Annotated in this window: 3 protein-coding genes and 1 pseudogene; 2 read left to right on the forward strand and 2 right to left on the reverse strand. The window is 70.6% G+C overall.

The features are described from left to right. Positions 1 to 95: 95 nt before the first annotated feature. Positions 96 to 659, reverse strand: a pseudogene (locus tag ABZ281_RS39610) (glycoside hydrolase family 65 protein); the annotation flags it as partial. Between the two features lie 157 nt (positions 660 to 816). Continuing rightward, entirely contained in the window at positions 817 to 1,692 is an 876-nt protein-coding gene (locus ABZ281_RS39615; protein ID WP_356662829.1) for a universal stress protein, read from the reverse strand. Between the two features lie 468 nt (positions 1,693 to 2,160). Here ABZ281_RS39615 and ABZ281_RS39620 point away from each other — a divergent pair, with 468 nt between their 5' ends. Continuing rightward, entirely contained in the window at positions 2,161 to 2,904 is a 744-nt protein-coding gene (locus ABZ281_RS39620; protein ID WP_356662830.1) for a response regulator transcription factor, read from the forward strand. Between the two features lie 2 nt (positions 2,905 to 2,906). Next, positions 2,907 to 4,436 carry a HAMP domain-containing sensor histidine kinase gene (locus ABZ281_RS39625; RefSeq protein WP_356662831.1) on the forward strand — a complete coding sequence of 510 codons (1,530 nt, stop codon included), beginning with the start codon at positions 2,907 to 2,909 and terminating at the stop codon, positions 4,434 to 4,436. The last annotated feature ends 31 nt before the right edge of the window (positions 4,437 to 4,467 follow it).

A 4,467-nucleotide genomic window follows, 5' to 3' on the forward strand; every position in this document is an offset into this window, starting at 1 on the left:
ACCGGGCCGACCTACTCACCCTCTCCCCCATCCTCCGCTACGCCCTCGGGCACCAGGACAACGTCCTGGACTTTCGTCGGCTCATCGATTCTGGAGGTGTGCACGTGGGTCAGGTGTTGCCCCGCAAGGCCGCGGTAACGCTGCACCCCCGCGTTGGTGACTCCCCCGTCGAGCGCCGCCTCGACTTCCAGCTCCGTCGTTGCGCCCTCGACGGTGAACTCGGTGCGCAGGGCGGCGAGGTTCGGGTCGCCCATGTGCACGAGGCGTTGCTGCCGTACGGACAGCACCCGGTCGTCGTCCAGGCCGTACCGGGTGACGCGGTCCAGCAGTCCCGCGTTCAGGACGAGGGTCTGACGGTGGGCGAGCACCGGCGCGCTGTCCGGTGTGAGCCATTCACCGCCCGCGGGCCGGAAGCGGAGGGGCAACCAGTTGGGCAGGTTGACCATGTCCTCGTTCTCGACATGGCGGTCCGCGACGTCGGAGGTGAGCCGGTTGTAGCAGCCCGCCGCGTAGGTAGCCGGGTAGTGCACGTCGTCCGCCGCGCACTCGGGCAGTGCCCCGCGCGTGGCGAAGCGACCGTTGCCCAAGGTGCACAGCGTCTCCCTCAGACGCTGGTGTGCGGGATCGTATCCCTCGTATTCCCAGGTCCAGGCCGTCATGCGAGTGCCCCCCTTCGCGGCTCCGGGGCCGGGTGCCCTGGAGAAAGGACCTTGCCGGACCAGTGTCGCCCGAGCTGACAACGCCTCGGCTTCCCGCGACACGAGCGTGTCGCGCGAAACCGGGGCGTTCATCGGCCCGGTTCAGGCCGTCCGGCGGTCATGTCCGCTGGGGCACGACCGCGACGGGGCAGTCCGCGTGGTGCAGCAGGGTATGGCTCACCCGGCCCAGCTGGAGGCCGAAGTGGCCGGTCCGGCGCCGAGCGCCCACGACCACGAGGTCGGCGGCGGCCGAGCGGTTCACCAGCACCCTGCGTGCCGGTCCCTCGACCGTGGCCCGGCGCACCCGCACAGCCGGGTAATCGGCCATGACGTCGGCCACCAGCTCGTCCACCAGGTCGGAGGCCTGCGCCTCGTGCTCGTACACGGGAGCCTCGGCCGGTGCCGGGGGGTCGGCGGCTTCGTTCACCGGAAGGCGCCACGCACGGACGACGTCGAGCTCGCACCCACGGGCCTCGGCCTCACGGAACGCGAACCGGACGGCCTCGCCGCTCGTGTCGGGGTCCCCGGCACCGAGCAGGATCCGACCGTGCGTACCGGCCAGACCGGCCCTGTCGCCCCGGACCACGACGACCGGGCAGTACGCACGGGCCGCGACAGCGAGGCTCACCGAGCCCAGCAGCGTCCCCTTCAACTCTCCACGACCGCGCGACCCGGTCACAAGGGCAGACGCGTTGTCTCCCTCGCTCAGGAGGGCGGACACCGCTTCAGCGGCCACCGCCTCGCCCGTCACCTTCAGGTCGGGGCTGAGGCGTCGAACGCGTTCCTCGGCGGAAGCCACGATGTGGTCCGCCATCACCCGCTCCGAGGGGCGCTCCCGGCCCAGCGACGGCAACGCACCTTCGTAGCGCTCCCACAGGGAGGCATAGACCAGCCGCAACGGCAGACCATGGCGGACGGCCTCGTCCACCGCCCAGTCGATGGCCAGGATGCTGCCGTCCGATCCGTCGACGCCCACGATCAAGGGCAGTTCCATGATCCCCACCACCAATCTCTCGGGCTGCCATCACGTGCAGCAGGGGGTCTCCCTTACACGGTCCCACTCCGGCTCCGTCGGGGGCAGGGACGGTCGGGCCCCGACCGAGGACGTTCGGCCCATCTCGGGCAGGGGACCCGTTGCGGTCGCAGCCAGGGCCGGTCGCCCCTGTCCGAACGGCCGGAGACCGGCGAGCATGGGGTGAAGCGCAGCGCCACGTCCCGAGGCGACCATGACGAAGAAGATGCAGGAGACGAAGCACCCTCGGCCTCCGAGCCGGCCGGGCCCCCTGACCTGCGGACTCCGTCCGGGCGGCCGATGCCCTACTGAGCGCGGTGCTGCCGTGCCGTCTCCCCCTGGCCCACACGCCCCGGCAGCTGTCGGTCGGTTTCTCTTGCGGAGTTCAGAAGAAACTCAGAAGCTCCCGCGCATCCAGGACCGCCCACGAGGCGCGATGCTTGAAGCAACATGAGCACCACGCCGAACCACACCAATCCCCTTCCGCTGCGCAGGCACGACGGCGGTGCCGTCCGAGTCCTGGTGGTGGACGACGAACCCGATCTGACAGACGTCCTCGGTGCCGCGCTGCGCTCCGAGGGCTGGGAAGTCCGCATCGTCGGCGATGGCGCCAGCGCGCTGGAGACAGCCGACAGCTTCCGGCCCGATGCCGTCGTCCTGGACTGGATGCTGCCCGACACCGACGGCCTGGGAGTGCTGCACGCCCTGCGTCAGAGGCTCCCGCAGGTCTGCGTGCTCTTCCTGACCGCGCGTGACGCCGTCGAAGACCGGATAGCAGGCATCACCGCGGGGGGTGACGACTATGTCACCAAGCCTTTCGCCTTGGAGGAGGTGCTGGCGCGATTGCGCGGGCTCATGCGCCGGGCAGGCATGTCGCGCGAGGCCGACTCACCGCGTCTCGTCGTCGCGGACCTGGCGATGGACGAGGAAGCCCGGGAGGTCACCCGGTCCGGCCGGGTCGTCGAGCTGTCCCGCACCGAATTCGAGCTGCTGCGGTTCCTGATGCGCAACCCGCGCCGCGTGCTGTCCAAGGAGCAGATCCTCGACCGCGTGTGGTCCTACGACTTCGGGGGACGAGCCCACGTGGTCGAGCTCTACATCAGCTACCTGCGCAAGAAGATCGACGCCGGGCATGCTCCACTGATCCACACGGTGCGCGGTGTGGGATACGTCCTCAAGCAGAGCCGGACGTGAACATGCGCAGGTCACGCGTATCCGCCGCGATACGCCGAGGATTGGCCGCCCGGCGCGCCCGGCCGGTCTCCCTGCGGTTGCGTCTCACCACCGGTCTCGTGGTGTTGCTGGCCGTGGCGTGCGCAGTCGTCGGTGTTGCGACCACCGTCGCCTTGGAGAGCTTCCTCATCGGCCGGATCGATCAGCAACTCGCCATGACGGGTGGCCGGTTCGCGGCCAGCCTCGAGCACGAGGACCGTCCCGACGCCGACAACGCCCCCGACACCCGCGGCCAGACCGAAGGGACCTTCGGCGCCCGTCTGCTGTCCTCTCGTACCACCCAGGCCGCCGTGGTTCAGGACGACACCGACGCCGCGGTGCACCTGTCGCCGGCCGATCGCCACGTCCTGGCGGCACTGCCACCGGACGGCAAAGGTCACAGCATCCACTTGTCTGCGCTGGACGGCCGTTACCGCCTGGCCGCCGTACGAGGCGACGACGGCGATGTCCTGGTCACGGGACTGCCGCTTCGTCCCGTGGAGGACACCGTGCATCGGCTGGTGGCCGTGGAGGCCGCCGTCTTCAGCGCCGCCCTCGTGGCCACCGCGGCCGCGGGAGCGGCCTGGGTGCGTCTGTCCCTGCGGCCTCTGGAGCGCGTGGCCACCAAAGCCACCGAGGTCACGCGTCTGCCCCTGACCACCGGGGAGGTCGCCATGCCCGCCCCGGTCCCCCACAGCGACACGCACACCGAAGTCGGCCGGGTCGCCACCGCACTCAACCGTATGCTCGGCCATGTCGGCGACGCTCTCGCCCGACGCCACGCCAGCGAGGAGCGCCTTCGCCACTTCGCCGCCGACGCCAGCCACGAACTCCGCACTCCGATCGCCACGGTCCGTGCGCACACCGACCTCGCCTTGCGCCACCCCGGCCCCCTGCCCCAGGAAGTACGGCACTCCCTGGAGCGCATCGCCGCGACGTCGCGGCGGATGAGCGGCCTGGTCGACGACCTGCTCCTTCTCGCACGTCTCGACGCGGGCCGCCCTCTGGCACGCGAACCCGTGGACCTCACACGTCTGGCCTTGGACGCCGTGGACGACGCCCGTGCCCTGTCCGCGGATCACCTCTGGCAGCTGGAACTGCCCGAGGAGCCCGTCGTCGTCGAGGGCGACGAACACCGCCTCCATCAAGTCCTCGCCAACCTGCTCTCCAACGCCCGGATCCACACTCCATCCGGGACGAGGGTGACCCTCTCACTCACTCCTGGCCCGGACCACGTCGGCATCACCGTCGCCGACGACGGCCCGGGCATTCCCGAAGCACTCCAGGCAGAGATCTTCCACCGCTTCACCCGAGCCGACCCCGGCCGCTCTCGGCGGACGGGCGGCACGGGTCTGGGCCTGGCGATCGTGGACGCCGTCACAGCCGCGCACCACGGCACGATCCATGTCACCAGCAGCCCCGGCAGCACCTCGTTCCATCTACGGCTACCGCCGGCACCAGCGGCCGACGATCCGCAGGCTCCCCACAAGCACGGGCCGCTCTCCTCCGCGTAGCGCCCACGAACGCGCCCCTGCTCTGAGTTTC

The organism is Streptomyces sp. NPDC006265 (assembly GCF_040613555.1).
In the GTDB taxonomy this organism is placed as follows: domain Bacteria; phylum Actinomycetota; class Actinomycetes; order Streptomycetales; family Streptomycetaceae; genus Streptomyces.

Bases quoted from the DNA above. Each gene is read 5' to 3' on its own strand.
- ABZ281_RS39615 (WP_356662829.1), bottom strand. From the start codon at position 1,692: ATGGAACTGCCCTTGATCGTGGGCGTCGACGGATCGGACGGCAGCATC.
- ABZ281_RS39620 (WP_356662830.1), top strand. From the start codon at position 2,161: ATGAGCACCACGCCGAACCACACCAATCCCCTTCCGCTGCGCAGGCAC.
- ABZ281_RS39625 (WP_356662831.1), top strand. From the start codon at position 2,907: ATGCGCAGGTCACGCGTATCCGCCGCGATACGCCGAGGATTGGCCGCC.